This window comes from Sphingobacterium paucimobilis HER1398 (assembly GCF_000416985.1).
Taxonomy (GTDB): Bacteria; Bacteroidota; Bacteroidia; order Sphingobacteriales; family Sphingobacteriaceae; genus Sphingobacterium; species Sphingobacterium paucimobilis.
In genome coordinates, this window is record NZ_ATDL01000015.1 from 663374 (window position 1) to 681190 (window position 17817).

Annotated in this window: 20 protein-coding genes; 14 read left to right on the plus strand and 6 right to left on the minus strand. The window is 38.9% G+C overall.

From position 1 onward, the window contains the following. Positions 1-55: 55 nt before the first annotated feature. From M472_RS35605 to M472_RS35620, 4 genes are all read right to left on the minus strand, one after another. On the minus strand, positions 56-502 hold the full coding sequence (locus tag M472_RS35605) for a DoxX family protein (RefSeq protein WP_021070732.1): 447 nt from the start codon (positions 500-502) through the stop codon (positions 56-58). A gap of 177 nt (positions 503-679) precedes the next feature. Beyond that, on the minus strand, positions 680-1633 hold the full coding sequence (locus M472_RS35610; protein WP_021070733.1) for a polysaccharide deacetylase family protein: 954 nt from the start codon (positions 1631-1633) through the stop codon (positions 680-682). A 205-nt stretch (positions 1634-1838) separates the two neighbouring features. Further along, positions 1839-2309 (minus strand): hypothetical protein, encoded by a 471-nt coding sequence (locus tag M472_RS35615; protein ID WP_021070734.1) that lies wholly within the window; start codon positions 2307-2309, stop codon positions 1839-1841. A gap of 94 nt (positions 2310-2403) precedes the next feature. Beyond that, positions 2404-3084 (minus strand): hypothetical protein, encoded by a 681-nt coding sequence (locus M472_RS35620; protein WP_021070735.1) that lies wholly within the window; start codon positions 3082-3084, stop codon positions 2404-2406. A 114-nt stretch (positions 3085-3198) separates the two neighbouring features. Between M472_RS35620 and ychF the strand changes: the two genes are divergently transcribed. The 6 genes from ychF to M472_RS35650 all read left to right on the plus strand — a co-directional run bounded on the left by ychF (position 3199) and on the right by M472_RS35650 (position 9295). Continuing rightward, complete coding sequence (gene ychF / locus M472_RS35625; protein ID WP_021070736.1) at positions 3199-4299, plus strand: redox-regulated ATPase YchF; 1101 nt, start codon at positions 3199-3201, stop codon at positions 4297-4299. 134 nt (positions 4300-4433) lie between these two features. After that, entirely contained in the window at positions 4434-4991 is a 558-nt protein-coding gene (locus M472_RS35630) for an NADPH-dependent FMN reductase (protein ID WP_021070737.1), read from the plus strand. 63 nt (positions 4992-5054) lie between these two features. Beyond that, a complete protein-coding gene (locus tag M472_RS35635; protein ID WP_021070738.1) occupies positions 5055-5633 on the plus strand; it encodes a DJ-1/PfpI family protein in 579 nt (192 codons plus the stop codon). A gap of 45 nt (positions 5634-5678) precedes the next feature. Further along, on the plus strand, positions 5679-6053 hold the full coding sequence (locus tag M472_RS35640; RefSeq protein ID WP_021070739.1) for a hypothetical protein: 375 nt from the start codon (positions 5679-5681) through the stop codon (positions 6051-6053). Positions 6054-6133: 80 nt separating this feature from the next. Beyond that, positions 6134-8200: a polyphosphate kinase 1 gene (gene ppk1, locus M472_RS35645; RefSeq protein WP_021070740.1), complete on the plus strand. Its 2067-nt coding sequence runs from the start codon at positions 6134-6136 to the stop codon at positions 8198-8200. A 33-nt stretch (positions 8201-8233) separates the two neighbouring features. Further along, positions 8234-9295, plus strand: a complete 1062-nt coding sequence (locus tag M472_RS35650) for a PA0069 family radical SAM protein (protein WP_021070741.1) — start codon at positions 8234-8236, stop codon at positions 9293-9295. On the opposite strand, the gene M472_RS35655 is transcribed toward M472_RS35650, so the two are convergent. After that, a complete protein-coding gene (locus M472_RS35655; RefSeq protein WP_021070742.1) occupies positions 9281-10657 on the minus strand; it encodes an NfeD family protein in 1377 nt (458 codons plus the stop codon). The genes M472_RS35650 and M472_RS35655 overlap by 15 nt on opposite strands. A gap of 135 nt (positions 10658-10792) precedes the next feature. Here M472_RS35655 and M472_RS35660 point away from each other — a divergent pair, with 135 nt between their 5' ends. Genes M472_RS35660 through M472_RS35670 form a run of 3 tightly spaced genes read left to right on the plus strand, consistent with a single transcriptional unit; the run spans position 10793 to position 13174 of the window. Continuing rightward, positions 10793-11545, plus strand: a complete 753-nt coding sequence (locus M472_RS35660; protein WP_021070743.1) for a hypothetical protein — start codon at positions 10793-10795, stop codon at positions 11543-11545. A 9-nt stretch (positions 11546-11554) separates the two neighbouring features. Then, entirely contained in the window at positions 11555-12487 is a 933-nt protein-coding gene (locus M472_RS35665; RefSeq protein WP_021070744.1) for a LysM peptidoglycan-binding domain-containing protein, read from the plus strand. Between the two features lie 51 nt (positions 12488-12538). Beyond that, positions 12539-13174, plus strand: a complete 636-nt coding sequence (locus M472_RS35670) for a uridine kinase family protein (RefSeq protein WP_022829368.1) — start codon at positions 12539-12541, stop codon at positions 13172-13174. Positions 13175-13370: 196 nt separating this feature from the next. Here the strand turns inward: M472_RS35670 and M472_RS35675 are convergent, their stop codons facing one another. Continuing rightward, on the minus strand, positions 13371-14594 hold the full coding sequence (locus tag M472_RS35675) for an MFS transporter (RefSeq protein ID WP_021070746.1): 1224 nt from the start codon (positions 14592-14594) through the stop codon (positions 13371-13373). 147 nt (positions 14595-14741) lie between these two features. Here M472_RS35675 and M472_RS35680 point away from each other — a divergent pair, with 147 nt between their 5' ends. The 5 genes from M472_RS35680 (at position 14742) to M472_RS35700 (ending at position 17770) form a co-directional block, all read left to right on the plus strand. Further along, entirely contained in the window at positions 14742-15230 is a 489-nt protein-coding gene (locus M472_RS35680) for a DUF4442 domain-containing protein (protein WP_021070747.1), read from the plus strand. Between the two features lie 133 nt (positions 15231-15363). Continuing rightward, positions 15364-15792: a hypothetical protein gene (locus tag M472_RS35685; protein ID WP_021070748.1), complete on the plus strand. Its 429-nt coding sequence runs from the start codon at positions 15364-15366 to the stop codon at positions 15790-15792. 8 nt (positions 15793-15800) lie between these two features. Beyond that, a complete protein-coding gene (locus M472_RS35690) occupies positions 15801-16436 on the plus strand; it encodes an SCO family protein (protein WP_021070749.1) in 636 nt (211 codons plus the stop codon). Position 16437: 1 nt separating this feature from the next. Continuing rightward, positions 16438-16866 (plus strand): c-type cytochrome, encoded by a 429-nt coding sequence (locus M472_RS35695; protein WP_022829369.1) that lies wholly within the window; start codon positions 16438-16440, stop codon positions 16864-16866. Between the two features lie 325 nt (positions 16867-17191). Beyond that, positions 17192-17770 carry a TetR/AcrR family transcriptional regulator gene (locus M472_RS35700; protein ID WP_021070751.1) on the plus strand — a complete coding sequence of 193 codons (579 nt, stop codon included), beginning with the start codon at positions 17192-17194 and terminating at the stop codon, positions 17768-17770. The last annotated feature ends 47 nt before the right edge of the window (positions 17771-17817 follow it).

A 17817-nucleotide genomic window follows, 5' to 3' on the forward strand; every position in this document is an offset into this window, starting at 1 on the left:
TTCGTCATACTTCCTCGCAAAGACGAGAAAGTCTACTTTTGATACAGCCCTTTTTTTAGATAGACCGACGATAGCCGGGCTTATTCATCCTATGGTCCAGCGAAAATTTTCCAGAGCCAACTATCATAAAGACAGCCAGCAAGACCAAAACCACTACCGACAACCATAGCTCGGAATTGAGGAAACTAAATCCCCTAGTGATATTAACAAAAAAGACCGCTCCTACCACCACTGGAAATATCAACAGGGCCGCTAATCTCGTTTGAAAACCAAAAATGATAAATAATCCACCTACCAAATGGGTGAAAACAACATAGTGCACTGCACCCCAGATAGACAATTGAAAATTCGTTTGCTCAATCAATCGCCGCACAGCTTCTTGATCATTCACAAAACTAATCCCTTTGGCAAGGACAATAATACCTAATGCTATTCTGAAATAGTCTAACCATTGTGGATGATGACGATCACCCCAATGTTCAACACGGTGAATTAGGTTCATAAAGACCTCCTTTCTAAAATTGGTATATTTTATAGTATAACGCAGTTTTAGAAAGAAAGTTGTATGTTATGAAATATCTATTTAAGCAGTATATATATCCCTCTATGACAAAAGGATCAAAAAAACGAGTATTATCATTTCTTTGAGCCTTCCAGATCAAATATAAAAATCACCGTATTAGTACTTAATCGGATAGTCCTCCATAAATTCAAACTGATAATTTTCTTTCTTAAGATTATCAATCAACTGTCCCAAAAGCTCTTGTCCCTTTTTCGTCTGAAACATGTCATCATGCATGAGCAAAACTACATTATTAGGTGTCATCGAACTTTTATAATTCAAGAAACTCTTCATCTTTCCAAACACGGTCTCTAAGGCTTGAACCGGTACACCAGTCAGGCTGTTAATACGCCATTCGACATCCCAGCCGTAAACCTTATAGCCATTTGCAAACAATAAGTCCGCCGTACTGGAACCACTTTGGAGATCTATCTTACGAACATCATCATATATCCAGATATTCCTTCCAGGAAGACGTACAATCTTATGTTTAAGGTTGAGGTCATTTTCATTTTTCTCAAAATCATCAAATGCAGTGGCAGGATTACTATAGAAGTAAGTATATCTATTATGAGCATGTGTATAACTATGGTTATAACAGGCTATAAGTGGATTGTTTTCATACTTCGCCAAATCACGTTTGCGCGCCTTTCCCGAATTGGCATGTTTACCAACTAGAAACACGCTCACCTTAATATCTTTAGCTTTGGCTAAGGAATCGATAGCCGCACTTCCGACCAAAGGCCCATCATCAAAGGTCAAGAAGACATGTTTTGGTTTTTTATCAAACTCCTGCTTCAGCGAATCTTTGAGCATCTTTTTCTGAGTTTTGATATCTATTTTTCTGACGGTATCTACCACAAAGTGGATCTGATTACGCTGTAAGGAATCCCACTTATCCAATAACAATGGCTTTGGGGTGGGAACACTTTCTTGTTGATCATCCGTTTCGATCGAATCCCGATTCACGTACCCTAAAGCTGCTGAAGATAAATTTTGACAAGAACTCATCCACACACCTAGGAGAGTAGCTCCAAATAGAAAAACTAACCCTCTACCTTTCTTCCTCATGTAATATAGCAATTAACGATTACCCTAAATATTCCACAAAATTAGAACAAATATCTTAATTCAAAGTATATTTTTTTTGTTTTCGAAAAGCCTTGAAACAAATTATATACCAAAAATATAATAATTATAAAAAGTCCCTAAGAGACACCTCTTAGGGACTTTAAAACAAACTTAAACTACAACTAATGAATATCTTTACGAACAGCTAATCATAACGGTTTTTACGATTATTGGACTTAGCATGTTTATGTGATTTTTTACCATATCTATTATCATACTTTCCCCCCTTCCCTTTTCTATCTGCATCACGTAATATTACTTGTGTATGATTATTTGCGTATCGGCCATAACGATCCCTATGATTACTGTGGTACCTCCAAGGGCTAGGATCATTCAACACCACCTTATAGGTACGATAGACATCAAAATGTTTATAGCGCCCAGGCAACTTCGACTTAGTCACCCACTTATTACCTTGATAATACGTGTATTTCCGACTCATTACATCGTAATACACATCAATTTCCGGCATATAGTAGTACCGTACATAATCATAGCCTACAGGCCCCCACAGAGGCTGGCTACCTATATTGATGTTGACACTAACCTGCGCTTGGCTAGGCAGGGCAAAACCAATTCCAATAAATAATAGCGATAGGTAAAAATATCTTTTCATAACAATCCTCCTTATTCCTTAACTATCTGTATGACCTATCACATACCGAAAAGGATTAATGTACATATTGTTAAAAGATGTAAAATAAAGGATACTAAAAAGCAAAAACCAACTGTAAACCGATATGATATAGATCCCTTTTGATTTCTTGACTAGCCGTTCTATTTCCCATACCGTTACTACGTGCAATTTTTGTAGGCTGAAACTCAAAATAAGGCCCTGCCGATACATTCATACCGTTACGAAAACGAATATTCGCTCCTGCTTGTGCATTTGCGATAAAGCCAGACTTAATTTTTGAAGTATAATTTTCGCGAGAACCATTATCTTGATTATACAACTCAATATCACTATCATTGACAGCAAACGAGTATCCCGTCGAAACGGACACAAAAGGACTTACCATCTTGTCTATAAAACGTGCATTAAAATTGACAAACACCGGTATCGCAAAATAATTCGAGATTGTATTTGAAGAATATCCCATTACATTCGTACTGACATTCCGATTGCTGGAAGTTTCATCCAAAGAGATCAGATGACGTATTCCGACACCGGGTCCTATTTCAATAGATCTGTTAAGTTTAAAACTAGCCACATAATCAAATTTTAAACTCAGGTAATCATCTTCAATCGCTTCGTACCAATCATCAGATCGCTCTTTAGAGTCACCGATGACATAGTTCATTCCAAAGTTAAACTTATGATCAAATTTGCGTTGAGCAGAAGCCATCAGGCACAACAATAGTCCTGATAAGGTAAAAATAAATCTCATAGTAAGTAATAATTTTATGGTACAAAAATAACTAAAGAAAGCAAAAACCAACACACATTTTCTTACGTTAAATTTTCTATCTTTGTGCAAATTTTAAATATTTCAGCAAGACTCATGGCTTTACAATGTGGTATAGTAGGCCTACCGAACGTAGGTAAATCAACATTATTCAATTGTTTGTCCAACGCAAAGGCGCAAGCGGCGAATTTTCCTTTTTGTACAATCGAACCCAATATAGGTGTTATCACCGTCCCTGACGAGCGTCTCACCAAATTGGCTGAACTTGTTAATCCGCAAAGGATCGTTCCCAATACTATTGAGATTGTTGACATTGCGGGATTAGTAAAAGGTGCTTCTAAAGGGGAAGGCTTGGGAAACCAATTTTTGGGCAATATCCGCACAACAAATGCAATCATCCACGTCTTACGCTGTTTTGACGATGGCAATGTCATCCATGTAGATGGTTCTGTGGATCCTATCCGTGACAAAGAAATTATTGATACCGAACTTCAATTGAAGGACTTGGACACTGTGGTAAAACGTATCCAAAAGGTAGAAAAAATGGCTAAAACTGGCGGTGATAAAGATGCTAAAAAAACTTTCGACATCTTATCTGTTGTCAAAGAACATCTAGAAGCCGGCAAGTCCGCCCGAACAGCTGCTATAAGCGAAGAAGACTTTGAGTATATTGCTGACCTTACCTTATTGACTGTAAAACCAGTACTCTATGTATGCAACGTCGATGAAGGTTCTGTCAATACCGGTAACGCTTATGTGGACCGCGTAAAAGAAGCTGTAAAGGAAGAGAATGCAGAAGTCCTGGTAATATCTGCTCAAATCGAATCTGAGATTGCACAACTGGAAAGCTACGAAGAACGACAAATGTTCTTAGATGATTTAGGGCTGGAAGAATCTGGTGTCAATAAACTTATTCGCGCAGCTTATTCACTCCTTAACTTGGCAACTTACTTTACTGCTGGAGTTCAAGAAGTGAGAGCATGGACAATAGAAAAAGGATACACAGCGCCACAGGCCGCAGGTGTAATCCATACCGATTTCGAAAAGGGCTTTATCCGTGCAGAGGTTACAAAATATGAAGATTTCGTACACTATGGTTCAGAAGCTGCTGTTAAAGAAGCAGGAAAACTAGCTGTAGAGGGCAAAACATATATCGTAGCAGACGGTGACATTATGCACTTCCGCTTTAACGTATAATGTTTTCACCCTACATTTTAACATAAAAGGAGCTATTAATAGCTCCTTTTATGTTTTAAGACATGTATATACAAACTCGTCTTTCTGTAAAATAATTCCTAAATTGTAGTCATCAAATAATAATTTGTTATTCCATGAAAATATTAGTTTTTGGGGCTAGTAACAGCTCGGACTCCATCAATAAAAAATTAGCGTCCTCCGTTAGTAAGTACTACAAAGAAAAAGAAGACAGCATTGAGATTATTGATCTAAATGATTTTGAAGCGCCATTATTCTCAAAAGACAAAGAAAAAGAAATAGGTATACCGGAAGGTCCTTTACAGTTTGCCGAGAAAATCGACACTGCAGACTTTATTATCATTTCATTTGCAGAAAACAATGGCAACTACAATGTTGGATATAAAAATCTAGTAGATTGGACTTCCCGAATCAAAGGAAGAAAAATATACAATGGCAAACCCGTATTCCTACTTGCGACTAGCCAAGGACGACGTGGTGGACAATCGGTTCTCGATATAGCCACCCAACGAATGCCATTCGATGGAGCTGAGGTATTGGAAACATTTTCACTTCCCGAATTCGACAACAATTTTGAAGAGGGCAAAGGTATTACTACTCCCCTACTCCGGAGTCAATTGGAAGCTAAAGTTAGAAAGACCAAACGGCTAATGGCGGAAATACTAATGCGCTAAATACAAACTTTAGAACATATCAGTTGTTTAAACAATAGAATAACATATTAAAACATAAATATTATGGCAAAAAGAATATTATTACTCGTTGGTGATTATGTAGAAGATTACGAAGCTATGGTTCCTTTTCAAGCAATGGGATCGATCGGTATCGAAGTAGATGCCGTAGCTCCCGATCGAAAGAAAGGAGAAGTAATCCCTACAGCGGTCCATGACTTTACAGGCGACCATACATATAAAGAACTTAGAGGACACAACTTTGCTATCAATAAAAGTTTCGATGAGATCAATCCAGAAGATTATGACGGTCTATATATTGCTGGCGGACGATCGGCAGAATATATTCGTTTGAACAAGCGTGTTCTGGAGATTGTTCAGCATTTTTTCGAAAAGAACAAACCGGTAGCGGCCATCTGTCACGGTATACAGGTTCTGACTGCTGCAAAAGTTTTAAAAGGCCGTACCTTGACAGCTTATGTAGCTGTAGGGCCCGACATTGAACTCGCAGGGGGCACCTGGAAAAACATCCCAGCTGATCAATCCGTTGTAGATGGTAATTTAGTAACCTCTCCCGCATGGCCAGGACATCAAACGATCTTACGCGAGTTTTACAAACTACTGGGCATCAACATTAGCCTTTAACAGCATAGTTTAATAAAGAGTTAGGATATCAAACAAAAAACATAGATGAAAAAAAACAAAAGGGTATGGCTTATAGCCGTACCCATTATTCTTATTTTAGGGTATCTGATATGGGATTCCTTCAGTCAACCTACAATTAAAGATATTCCTGGAGATTTTACTGAGGTAGCCTTTGTACGCAATGAACAAAATAAAGGAGGCATAATACGTATTTATGCAGTCACAGTCGGTGACCTGCAGAATGCAAAGTTTGATGCATGTGCCGACCTGTTTCCAACCAATGATTACAACAGCGTCACACGGATTTTTTTCTTTGACAAAAATCAACCCTACCCTACAGCGCTGCAACTAGAAGCCCCTTATTATGATACTACCGCATATAAGGCCATTAATATTGTCAAGCGATCAGGATCTAAATAACGCCCCGATTCACTATTCATATAAAATTAACATTAATATAACACGAAAAATATAGTTTTGGATTCAAATAGATAACATATATGGCACGTAAATTTGTTCCTAGAGATATCAGCTGGTTAAGCTTCAATGGTAGAGTTCTGCAAGAAGCGGCCGACAAAACCGTACCTCTTATTTCAAGGATTAAATTTTTAGGTATATTTTCCAATAACCTGGACGAATTTTTCCGGGTTCGTGTAGCTGGCCTAAAGCGAGCCCTCGCTGTCGACGAAAAAGAAGCTAAAAACATTTTCTTTGAAAAGCCACAGCTGATCCTGAATGAACTCAATGCAAAAGTTATCAAACAACAGAAAAAATTTGATAATACCTGGCGCGAAGTGCAGAAAGAAATGGCCAAACAACGGGTATATATCAAAACCAGTACGGATCTATTTGAAGACCAAAAGCAGTTTGTAAAACACTACTACATTGACGAAATTGAATCCAGCGTAATCCCTTTGCTCTTAGATGACCAAAGACCCATGCCTTATCTACGAGACAAATCGCTCTATCTAGGTGTCGCCATGAAGAAAGCTGACTGGCAGTATGAAACAAAATTTGCCATTATAGAAATACCTACGGCACAAAATGGTCGTTTCGTATTACTTCCAGCACCAAAGAAAGAGGTTCATGTTATCTTATTGGAAGATGTTATCAAGTTTAATCTACCACATATTTTTTCTTTTTTCGGGTTTGATGAGTTTACAGCACATGCTTTCAAGATAACACGAGATGCAGAATTCGATCTAGACAATGATATCAACACCAACTTTGCAGACAAAATAGCGAAAGCCGTAAAAAGCAGAAGAAAGGGAAAACCGACAAGATTCGTCTTTGACCATGAAATGGATTCCAACTTGGTCGATTTCTTGATTAAAAAACTTAATATCTCGAAAAAGGACAGTATAATTCCAGGGCAAAAGATCCACAATTTCAAAGATTTTATGGACTTTCCCGCTATTTTTCGAAAATACCACAAGCCCAAAGAGCGAAGTTCTTTTTTACATCCTGATTTAGCTGATCAAACCCGTATTACAGATGTAGTTACCCAAAAAGACGTTTTATTATCTTTTCCCTATCACACGTTTGAACACATCATTGATCTGCTACGAGAAGCCGCCATGGATCCTGATGTATCATCTATTCAGATTACAGCCTATCGACTTGCCTCCAATTCGAAAGTGGCCAATGCTTTGGTAAATGCTGTCCGAAATGGAAAAGACGTCACCGTCATGTTGGAACTACGAGCTCGCTTTGATGAGGCTCATAATCTCGAATGGAAAGAACGCTTTGAGATGGAAGGCGTGAAAGTTCTATTGGGTATTCCCAATAAAAAAATTCATGCCAAATTGGGTATTATCAAAAAAAGAATAAACGGAAGAACAATTCAGTATGGTTTTGTGAGTACAGGAAATATCAACGAAAAAACAGCAAAGCTATACGGTGACTATTGTTTACTAACGAGCAATCGGACCGTAATGGCAGATATCAACAAGATTTTCAATGCCCTTCGACGCCCTAAGCAGGATTTAACAGAAACGCTAAAAATGGGCAAAGGCCTCTTGGTATGCCCAACAGACATGCGCGACACCTTACTGAGTTATTTTGACACAGAGATTGACGAAGCCAAAGCAGGAAGAAAAGCACATGTAGTTGTCAAAATCAATTCACTCAGTGACAAGGTATTGATCAAGAAAATATATGAAGCTGCCGAATCTGGAGTAAAAATAGAAATGATTGTTCGCAGTATCTATTGCGCTGTAAATCAGAACACATTTATACACCCCATCCATGCTGTAAGTATCGTAGATGAATACCTTGAACATGCACGTGCTTTTTATTTTTACAGCGCTGGTAAAGAGCTCACTTACATATCTTCTGCGGATTGGATGACTAGAAATCTCGATCACCGTATAGAAGCTGCTGTAAAAATAAATGACAAAAAGATTAAAGCGGATATATTGGATATGCTTAGAATCCAACTCAAAGACAATGTAAAAGCCAGGTGGTTAAATAATAATCTGAACAACGCATACGTCGAAAACAATGAGATAGAGTTTCGCTCACAAATAGAACTGTATAAATACCTAAAAAGTAAGTCCGAGAACTAAAATAACTAATATTTTTAGTATTTTTATCCTATTATGGAGGATAAAAATCTAGTTAAGGGACGCGGTGCACAATTCAATCCACACAATAGTTATCAATCTCAGCGATACGACCATTATTTTGTCGAAGGAATAGATCTGAACGAGGAAGGTAATAATCAGACCTCCTTTCTATCGTCGGAAGCTAAGACCTTGGTTCATAAAGTAGAGAGTCCGGATGTAGGCATGAATTATTCGGCCAATCCCTATCAAGGATGCGAACATGGTTGTATATATTGTTATGCGCGCAATTCCCATCAATACTGGGATCTAAGCGCAGGACTTGACTTTGAACGAAAGATCATTGTAAAAGAAAACTCTCCCAGGCTTTTTGAAGAATTTATAACCAGAAAGAATTGGGATTTCCAACCTATACACCTATCCGGGAATACAGATTGCTACCAACCTATAGAACGCAAAAAACAACTGACAAGAAAAATTTTAGAAATAGCGCTAAAACATCGTCAGCCCATAAGCATCATTACCAAGAATAATTTGATTCTACGGGACTTGGATATACTGGAACAACTGGCACAGCAAAGCCTGATAAAAGTAATTATATCAATCACTTCTCTTTCGGAAGACACCAGACAGAAACTAGAACCGCGTACCGTCACTGCAGCCGGTAGATTAAGGGTGGTGAAAACACTTAGTGAACACGGCATTCCAGTAGGTGTAAACGTAGCCCCCATCATCCCTGGACTTACAGATCACGAGATTCCGGCTATTTTGAAGCAATCGGCACAACATGGCGCCTTATGGGCCGCATATATTATTGTTCGTCTCAATGGACAAATCGGTGATATATTCCAAGACTGGCTGTCGGCAAACTATCCCGATCGCAGCAACAAAATATGGCACGCCATTCAGAGTTGTCACAATGGCCATGTAAATAACAGCACCTTCGGAACCCGTATGAAAGGGGTAGGGAAGATATCGGAAATCATCCGTGACACCTTTCTGCTACATTGTAAAAAGAACAACCTGAACAAAACAAAATTTGCCTACCCTACCCGGACAAGCAAACCCGTTTCAAGTCAACAATTAAGCCTCTTTTAGCGGATTTAATCCCTCTGGCTTGTCACTTAATTTACGAACAAAAAGATTATAGTTTTCATGCTTTTCCACATACACAGATTCACCTGCATCTATGAATCCATCAAGAGCCACTGCATCATACCACACCCCCTCCACTTCTATTTTGCCCGCAGGGCGCAGAACAGTCCTGGATACGCCTTCTTTGTTCAATAAATCAACTTTAGGCACCGACGAAGTATAGCCACTGTCCGCACGCTGTTCATCAGCCAATACCAAACGTTTAAAAGCAGAGGTGTTGAGAATATTCTTCCCAAAAATCACCATTAAAATAATGGAGAGAACCATCGCTCCAATAACAATTAAAAAAGAATTCATCAATAAACCGGGTTGAGAAACCTTAAAATCAAAATAATCATTCGCCAGCATAGAGAAGGCCAATCCACATAACACGAAAATAATGCCCAATACACCTGCTATTCCAAATCCCGGAATGACAAATACTTCGAGCGCCAACAAGATCACACCTACTATGAAAAGCGCTATCTCCCAATGGTCAGCCAGTCCCTGCAAATACAAAGGTGCAAAAAACAATGTCGCTGCGACGAGGGCCACACCTAGGGCAAAACCAATACCTGGCGTCTGCAGCTCAAAGTAAATCCCCCCAATGATACCCATTATCAAAAGACCACTCACCATCGGATTGACCAAAAGAGCAATGATGTTGTCTACCCAAGTCTTTTCGTAGCGTTGTACACTGGGAGCCGACATTTCCAAGGTGTGAAAGATCTCTTCTTGTGTTTTGACCTCTGCTTTCGCAAGATTAGCCTTTACCGCTTCTGATGCCGTAAACGTTAAAATCTTGCCATCCTCTTTCAATTTTGGAATTGATATACTAGGGTCTACGAAGGCTTCTGCCATTTTTGGATCTCGACCTTTAGCTTCAGCTGTAGCACGCATCAGTCCACGCATATATGACTGATACTTCTCCGGCATAATCTCTCCATTTTGATTGACCACACTAGCAGCCCCTAATGACGCACCCGAATGCATAAAAATATAATCCGACGCCAGCGCAATTAGGGTCCCCGCCGATGCAGCATTATTATTTACATACACAATGGTCTTTATATCCGAATTGAGCAATAACGTACGGATGGAGTCCGCATAGTTTACGGCACCTCCAAAGGTATTCATCTCCACCAAAAAATAGTCCGCTTTTTCGCGCTTGGCCTGATCGTAAGATTTTTTCAATATGCGCCAAGCGTTAGCCCCCACATCCTCCTTTAATTCAGTCTTGTATATATTTTGTCCATATAAAAAGACGCCCCCTCCAACAACAAAAAGTAGCAACAACAGAATGGATTTCATAAATTTGTATAGCATAAATTCTTTTCTATTTTAAAGGAATAATTACATTATGGATTGGCTGTATCCGTTTTGGATATTCCATCCTGATAAACCGATGCAAGAAGCTCGTCGAAGACAATCGAGACGAGTTAGTGACAATTGAAAATACATATGAATAAATATACAATTAATAAAGCATTTGAAAAACACTTTTCTCATCCCGTATGGAAAATAGAGGTCGATTGTTCGCATAATCGCTTTGTGGTCGAGTACAGGGATCCAACACATACCATACCTTCATTTTCTGTAATGACATTTGAAGGAGACACCGTACTGGAGAACTATACTATTTCTGAAAAAGAATGGACCATAGAGGCCATACAAGGAGATTTCCTGATATTCAAACGATTTGGCACGTCATCTCCCATACAGGCTGGCGTTCAAGTTTTGCATATCCCCAGTCAGTCCGTAGTCTCGTGCTATCAACAATATATATTGAAAGAAGTATATAATGGCATCCTCAAAGTAGCGCACCGCTCGATCCCTTCGGGGCTCGAATATTATATGGATCTGGAAAGCGGTGACGTAAATACGAAGACACCTGTATCATTGCTCCTGCCCTACAACAGTATCACTTATCCCATCCCCTACCAAGGACATCTTCCAGATTTCATCAAAGACCTAGCTCCTGATGATCAAATATGGTTACAGCCCTATCAAAATATATTCATCTGGTCTTATCACAAAAAACACAATAACAACTTCGACCTCTATCTCTGTCTATCAACTAAGAATGAAATACTTGACCATAAAATTATATTAAAAGGCTTAGACAGATTAATCCCACAGCCCTATTTTCAAGTCAAAGGTCATATTTTCTTTTTATCAAATACTAAACAAGAAATTGCAACGTATTTAGTATAATTGCAAGCTATGAAGCATAATAAAACTATTAAATCGTATCATAAACTATCGTTTTTATTAGCTTTAGGACTAGGATTAAGCACATTGGCACCAACTCAAGCCGCTGATATGGCTACAGCCATGGTGATCACAGCTCCTGATTCTATAGGAAACGAAATTGTAAATGGACAGCGCTATGTCATCCATAAGTTAACTCCTCAAGAGACCTACTATCAACTAAGCAGAGTATATGGTGTTCCTGTTAAGGACATTATGAATACCAACAACAAGAAAAACCTGCGTGTCGGTGATACCGTAAAGATTCCTCGGGGAAAAGTCCTTCCAGAGGATCAATCTTCAAAGAATAAAAACACGGCTTCGGACAACGAAAAGATCGTGCTGGATCCTCAAGAAATCACAGAATACAAAGTCAGTAAAAGCGAGACACTCTATGCAATTTCTCGACGTTTTGGGATCTCTATAGAAGACATCAAAAAAGTAAACGGACTCACATCCGAGAACCTACGCGAAGGTCAAATCCTAAAAGTTCCTAATCATAGTCTTCCCGAACCAGAGCCTAAACTCGAAGCCGTCATTGTTCCTGAGGTACCTCAGGAAATACAAGAGCACCAGCCTATCGATGATTCAATGTTCAAACCCAACAAATACGGCATCCGGGAGAAAAAAGAGCGTGGAGTTGGCGTTTGGATGGAAAGCCTCCAAGGAGATGGGCAGACCAGTCTTGCTTTGCACAAAACGGCTCCGATAGGAACGATATTAAAAATTACAAATCCCATGAATCGAAGTGTTACCTTTGCAAAAGTTGTGGGCAAATTTGGGGACAATCAAGAAACACAAGACGCAATCGTCGTACTTTCCAAATCTGTAGCCACCTCCATTGGTGTACTGGACCGTAAGTTCCAGGTAGAGATTACCTATGGTATACCATTAGAGCAAGAGTAATTTTAAAATAAAGTTATAATGGTGATAACTTCCATAACTTTAAAAAAATAAATGGACAAACCGTACGTAATGGGAATCGCTGGAAGTAGCGGATCCGGGAAAACCTTCTTTTTAAAAAGCTTCTTAGATCACTTTGATCAAGAACAGGTTACATTGATTTCGCAGGATGATTATTATTATCCTGCGAACACCAAGACACAAGAGGAGAATAGACTATACAACTTTGATGTCCCCTCATCTATCAATAGAGAAGACTTTTTTAATGATATCAAAAGTCTGTTCGAAGGTAAAACGATATACAAAAAGGAGTATACCTTTAATAACCCCAACCTAACTCCGAAAATATTGGAGATAAAACCCGCTCCTATTTTGATTGTGGAGGGATTATTTATCTTCCACTATGAAGAAGTCAATCAGCTATTAAACTATCGTATATTTTTAGATGCCGACGAAGATATAGCATTAAAGCGCCGGCTGAAAAGAGATTTGATAGAACGTGGATACGACCACGATGATGTAATGTACAAATGGGTCAATCATGTCGTCCCGTCTTACAACACCTATCTATTGCCTTATAAAGATACATGTGACCGCGTTATCGTAAACAACACGGATGATCCAAAACTCATTAATGGTGCAACAGACCTGATATCTCGGGAGTTGAAAGAAAAATTACAATTCGATTAATTTAAAAATATTCTAAATAACTATCTTTGTCGCATGGACAGGCAAAGTATAATAGTTCCACCGGACGCAAATATAGAAATCGATCATTCGCCCAAAGGCATAAACCCCTTTGGCGACTTTTCCTGCTGCATATTAAAAAAATGTTGCAAAAAATACAAAAGAGGCAAACGTTGTAAAAAATGTCCCGACCGTTAAGCTATTCCTCGTAATAGTCCAAATCCTTATCAAAGCTCTCCTCTAACTGTGTTAACGCAAAAATAGCGATTCCCGTGAGCAACACCAGTGTAACAATTGCGGCAACAATAATTCCCCACAAATCGACCAAATAGCCATATAGCAATGTAGAGGGAATCAGCGCACCTCGTACAAAATTGGGAGCAGTAGTAGCTACCGTGGCTCGCAGATTTGTACCAAACTGCTCCGCAGATATCGTCACAAAAGTAGCCCAGTACCCAACCCCCAATCCCATAAAAAATGCGAGAAACATAAACTTATCCTCTCCTATTCCCGTACTATTCAGATACCAAAGGGATGATATTAAAATCAATATCTGACATACAAATACGACCTTCTTTCTCGATTTTAGCCACTGCGCCAGGAGTCCTGCCAAGAAATCACCAACAGAAATACCTAAATAGGTAAACATTACCCCTTTTCCAGCACTCAATACATCTTTTGCTCCTAGAGCCTTCCCTATCTCAGGAGCCTGGGTGACCAATACCCCCACCACAAACCAAATTGGAAGACCTATACATAAACAATACACATAGCGTTTAAACCGGTCCCTATTGCTAAACAATAATTTCAAACTTCCTTTCTGAATATGACTATCTTCAACAGATTGCGCAAAAAGTCCCGATTCGAAAGTACCTATCCTCATCAACAACAATACGATTCCCATCCCTCCTCCTACAAAGTATGCGGTTCGCCAATCAAACCATTCGGACACAAAATAGGCAAGAATTGCTCCTAGAACTCCCACTCCGGCCACCAGCATCGTTCCATAGCCACGCTTGCTTCGATGCATAGACTCGCTCACTAAAGTAATACCTGCTCCCAATTCACCTGCCAACCCTACTCCTGCTATAAAACGTACCATACCATAGGTGGTCACATCATGCACAAAGCCGTTATAGATATTCGCTAAAGAATACAACAAAATAGAGCCAAAAAGCACCTTTATACGTCCGTACTTATCGGCGATCACTCCCCATATCAATCCGCCCAACAGCAAGCCTCCCATCTGCATGTTCAACACAAATTCGCCTTTTACCCGCATCAAGTCATCTGGCACACCGATATCATGAAAAGAACGTACACGAACGATCGAAAAAATAATCAAGTCATATATATCTACGAAATAGCCCAATGAAGCGACCATAATCAGCAGCCCTGTATTCTTAGTATTGTTGGAGGCCATAATAAGGTTTAATTATAAAAACAAAAGCGACCTTTCTTTGGTCACAGAACGGTTAAATTTGACCTAAAATACTATAGAAATTCTTTTTACGCAACATATCCCTACTATTTCCTTATTTAAAACGTTATTAATTGTACTTTTGTTAGTATGAAGTTAAATCCGTCTTCGCTCAAATGGTTACTTAGATTTTATCCCCCTTTCTTTTTTCAAAGAATATGGGTAAGACAGGTCCACAAAGACTTCCGAGGAATCGATGTTAAGATTCATAAAAGTTTTCTCAATGTCAACTCGAATAAAACCGTATTTGGAGGAACCATCTTTACAGCACTCGACCCAGTGCATTCAATACTCCTAGATCAAATATTTCAAGCCAACGGAATGAAGAGAACGGTTGCCTGGCTCAAATCTGCTCGTATCGAATACCTTAAACCCGGACGGACGGACTTGCAATACTCGCTCTATCTTCAGGACGAGGATGTCTCACAAGCCTTTGATGAAATAAGAGATAAAGGAAAAGTCATAAAAACATTCACCACATCTGTATTTGATAAAAATGGAACCAAATGTGCTATTTGTCATAATGAGATTTACATCCGAAATTTAGACTTCGTACCCAAAAGAGCAGTATCTTTATAGCATTGGAACAATACAGCGAAACAGTATTCACCTGCTGTATCTTACCGGGTAAACAAAGTAGTACATGTCTGTAAACATATTTCTACCAGAGCATACCCTAGGATACAGCTTAAAAAATTAAAATTCTATATATATGAAAAAAGTCTTTTATTTCTTATCAGCTGGTGCGATTCTACTGGCTTCTTGTCAGTCAAACACCACAAAGGAAGCCGTCAAACATCAGCAATTGGCTGAAGAAGCCATAGCCGTACATGACGAAATCATGCCCCAAATCGCTCACTTTGATAAAACTACCGTCAAAATAGATTCAATTTTAGGAAACTTGGGCCAAGTACTAACCAAAGATCCAAAAGCCGATACTGCGGCCATCAGAGTCGACCTTGTAACCCTAAAAAGCAACTTAGAAGCGGCTACAGACAACATGATGACCTGGATGAAAGAATACAATCCAGACAGTACGGCCGTAGCCTACCAAGAAGCAGAAATTGAAAAAATAAAAGCAATGAAAAAACAGTTTGAAGATGTTTCTTTAGAGAGCAACAAAAAGCTGGGCAAACTATAATTTATACCATGATTAGAACATTTTTTTGTACTGCTGCATGTGTACTGACTTTTGCAGCCTGTCAATCAACAGCAAAGAAACTCCCTATTATCGGGGAGCGCGAAGTAGTCCAAAAAGAAATAGACGGAAAGATGGTAACTGATACCATCTACCCTGCTATCCCTAGTTTCGAATTCTTGAATCAAGATAGCGTTATGCTGTCTGACAAGTTTTTCGATAATAAAATCTATGTCGCCAACTTTTTCTTTACGCACTGCCCAAGCATCTGCCCGACAATGCAAAGAAACCTTTTAAAGGCGTACGAGAAATATAAAAACGATAAGCGGATTGCTTTCCTTTCCCATAGTATAGACTTTAAATACGATCAGCCTCATGTTTTGAAATCGTATGCGACCAAACTAGGAGTGGACAATGATCAGTGGCAGTTTGTGAATGGTTCGAAGGCCGCGATCTATGGTCTATCGGACAAGTACCTGGTGTTTACTAAAGAAGACCCCAATGTACCTGGTGGATACGACCATTCCGGATATCTGGTACTCATAGACCATGACAAAAGAATCCGTGGAGCCTATGATGGCACCAACAATGAAGAAGTGGAAAAACTTTTAACAGATATTGATATACTCCTTCAAGAGTACAAATAATATGCGCTTATTAAACATTTTCGCAATTCTAGGCATGACGATATTGAGCTTAGCTTATTTAGCGTCATGCCATTCCAATCTAAATATAGAAACAGCTCAATACGCTGTAAATGGTCAAAAACTCTATATGACCCATTGTCAAAACTGCCATGGTGCTAAGGGAGAAGGATTGGGCAAGCTCTATCCTCCATTGACCGACGCCAAATTTTTCGAGGAGAACAGGACACAGTTAAGTTGTATCGTGCGCAATGGTATGCAGGGTGAAATCACAGTAAACGGTCAAACCTTTAATGAAAAGATGCCGGCCAACCCGCAACTGAGCGAGCTTGATATTGCCTATATCTTGACCTATATCACGACCAATTTTGCAAAGAGTGACTCCATCTATTCCCATGAGGAAGTACAGAAAGCACTAAAAGACTGTAAATAGACAGTAGTCGGTTATATCACACACGAATTGATAGCAGGCTATAATCAAATAATTTACAAGCGTTTTCTAGAAATAAAGCATAAAAAAAGGTTTTCAAACGGGGAGAATGAAAACCTTTACTAACCAATTATAAACCTAAATTATGATACCACAAAGATAAGTGTCAAAACGACACCTGTCAAGAGGTTTCCTAAGAATTAACAATTTCTTAACACAGACCTTACCAAGCGTCTTTCCCTACTTCGCGTTCCACTCTTAAGAAACATACTTTTATAACAAAATTTTGACATTTTTATTGGCTCTCAATCACTACATTTGCAACCGAATGAACGTTCAATTTACAGATAAGATAGAGTGTATCTTCAAGCATACACTAGCACTCATCAAAGAAAATGGGTTCCATGGAACCCCGATGAGTATGATTGCCAAGAATTCTGATGTAGCAATTGGCACTATTTATCATTATTTTCCATCCAAGGAAAACTTGATCCTTGAGCTATTTAGCTACTGCAAAAAGAAAATCAATGCTTTTATATTTGATGACTTGGCGGAGGATTTATCCTACCAACAACAGTTTGCCATAGTATTAGAACGCTTTTGCAAATTTCAGATCAACAATACAGATATATTCAGCTTTCTAGAGCAATTCCACAACTCCCCTTTCAATGAATTGGGCCATGATAGACAGAAAGTTGGAGGCTGTGATGAAAACAATGTTATTACCTTTTTGTTGAAAGGTATGGAAACAAATAATCTTAGAAAAATTGATGTCCATGTTATGGCCTCCGCCTACATAGGAGCAGCTGTAACATTTTCAAAATCTGTCATTTACCAAAAGATCAAATACGACAAAAAACATCTAAATGAGTTAATAGAAATTATTTGGAACGGTGTAAAACAATAATATGAAATACTCATGTTTAGCGAAGCACAAACACCCATGAGTATTCC

Excerpts from the sequence above, each read along its gene's own strand:
- M472_RS35605 (WP_021070732.1), bottom strand. The coding sequence starts at position 502 with ATGAACCTAATTCACCGTGTTGAACATTGGGGTGATCGTCATCATCCA.
- M472_RS35610 (WP_021070733.1), bottom strand. The coding sequence starts at position 1,633 with ATGAGGAAGAAAGGTAGAGGGTTAGTTTTTCTATTTGGAGCTACTCTC.
- M472_RS35615 (WP_021070734.1), bottom strand. The coding sequence starts at position 2,309 with ATGAAAAGATATTTTTACCTATCGCTATTATTTATTGGAATTGGTTTT.
- M472_RS35620 (WP_021070735.1), bottom strand. The coding sequence starts at position 3,084 with ATGAGATTTATTTTTACCTTATCAGGACTATTGTTGTGCCTGATGGCT.
- ychF (WP_021070736.1), top strand. The coding sequence starts at position 3,199 with ATGGCTTTACAATGTGGTATAGTAGGCCTACCGAACGTAGGTAAATCA.
- M472_RS35630 (WP_021070737.1), top strand. The coding sequence starts at position 4,434 with ATGAAAATATTAGTTTTTGGGGCTAGTAACAGCTCGGACTCCATCAAT.
- M472_RS35635 (WP_021070738.1), top strand. The coding sequence starts at position 5,055 with ATGGCAAAAAGAATATTATTACTCGTTGGTGATTATGTAGAAGATTAC.
- M472_RS35640 (WP_021070739.1), top strand. The coding sequence starts at position 5,679 with ATGAAAAAAAACAAAAGGGTATGGCTTATAGCCGTACCCATTATTCTT.
- ppk1 (WP_021070740.1), top strand. The coding sequence starts at position 6,134 with ATGGCACGTAAATTTGTTCCTAGAGATATCAGCTGGTTAAGCTTCAAT.
- M472_RS35650 (WP_021070741.1), top strand. The coding sequence starts at position 8,234 with ATGGAGGATAAAAATCTAGTTAAGGGACGCGGTGCACAATTCAATCCA.
- M472_RS35655 (WP_021070742.1), bottom strand. The coding sequence starts at position 10,657 with ATGCTATACAAATTTATGAAATCCATTCTGTTGTTGCTACTTTTTGTT.
- M472_RS35660 (WP_021070743.1), top strand. The coding sequence starts at position 10,793 with ATGAATAAATATACAATTAATAAAGCATTTGAAAAACACTTTTCTCAT.
- M472_RS35665 (WP_021070744.1), top strand. The coding sequence starts at position 11,555 with ATGAAGCATAATAAAACTATTAAATCGTATCATAAACTATCGTTTTTA.
- M472_RS35670 (WP_022829368.1), top strand. The coding sequence starts at position 12,539 with ATGGACAAACCGTACGTAATGGGAATCGCTGGAAGTAGCGGATCCGGG.
- M472_RS35675 (WP_021070746.1), bottom strand. The coding sequence starts at position 14,594 with ATGGCCTCCAACAATACTAAGAATACAGGGCTGCTGATTATGGTCGCT.
- M472_RS35680 (WP_021070747.1), top strand. The coding sequence starts at position 14,742 with ATGAAGTTAAATCCGTCTTCGCTCAAATGGTTACTTAGATTTTATCCC.
- M472_RS35685 (WP_021070748.1), top strand. The coding sequence starts at position 15,364 with ATGAAAAAAGTCTTTTATTTCTTATCAGCTGGTGCGATTCTACTGGCT.
- M472_RS35690 (WP_021070749.1), top strand. The coding sequence starts at position 15,801 with ATGATTAGAACATTTTTTTGTACTGCTGCATGTGTACTGACTTTTGCA.
- M472_RS35695 (WP_022829369.1), top strand. The coding sequence starts at position 16,438 with ATGCGCTTATTAAACATTTTCGCAATTCTAGGCATGACGATATTGAGC.
- M472_RS35700 (WP_021070751.1), top strand. The coding sequence starts at position 17,192 with ATGAACGTTCAATTTACAGATAAGATAGAGTGTATCTTCAAGCATACA.